Below are 926 nucleotides of genomic sequence, written 5' to 3' on the forward strand. Positions count from 1 at the left end.
AAGAGCGTGTTTGAGAAGGGTCGGCGTGTCTGCGTCGGGTGGCTGCGGGTGTGGTCCATCGTGGACAAATGGCTCGGCGTAAGCGGCGGTACCCCTCGGACACCAGCGACGCCCAATGGGTGCTCATCGAGCCGCTGCTTCCGGCGGTCGGGGCCGGCGGGCGACCGGAGAAGCATCCGCGTCGTGATGTGGTCGACGCGATCCTCTACGTCGTGCGGGCGGGGTGCGCGTGGCGGGCACTGCCTGCGGACTTTCCGCCCTGGCAGACGGTGTACTGGTACTTCAACCGGTGGGAACAGCAGAAGGTCACCGAGCAGATCCTGCCGATCGTGCGCCGACAGCTACGCGCCGACGAAGGTCGTGACCCGGAGCCCAGCGCCGGCATCATCGACTCCCAGTCCGTCAAGGGTGCCGACACCGTCGGGCAGGACTCCCGCGGCTACGACGCCGGGAAGAAGATCAACGGCCGCAAGCGGTTCATCGTCACCGACACCCTCGGCCTGCTGCTGACCACGATGGTGTGCTCGGCGTCGGTCCAGGATCGCGACGGCGCCAAGTCGATCCTGCTCGACCTGTACCTGCGCACCCGGGTGCGGTTCGTCTACGCCGACGCCGGGTTCGCCGGGCGCCTGCTGGAGTGGGCGACCACGATCCTGCGCACCACCGTCGAGGTCGTACGCAAACCGCCTGAGCAGCGCGGATTCGCTGTCCTCCCGCGGAGGTGGGTGGTCGAGCGGTCCCTGGCCTGGCTGACCGCGCACCGACGTCTGGCCCGTGACTACGAGCGTCACCCCGCCGTGTCCGAGGCCATGATCCGCTGGGCGGCGATCAACACCATCACCCGCCGCATCGCTCGCGGCAAGCCGGCGGTCCGCCAGCAAAAGGACGTAATCACGCCCGCAACTTGATCTTCTCAAACACGCTCT

1 pseudogene is annotated in these 926 nt (G+C 67.9%); it reads left to right on the forward strand.

Annotated features, from left to right (window positions below):
- The first annotated feature begins 29 nt into the window (after positions 1-29).
- Positions 30-891, forward strand: a pseudogene (locus tag PSU4_RS30935) (IS5 family transposase).
- Positions 892-926: the final 35 nt, after the last annotated feature.

The sequence above is a fragment of the Pseudonocardia sulfidoxydans NBRC 16205 genome, assembly GCF_007989085.1.
GTDB lineage: Bacteria > Actinomycetota > Actinomycetes > Mycobacteriales > Pseudonocardiaceae > Pseudonocardia > Pseudonocardia sulfidoxydans.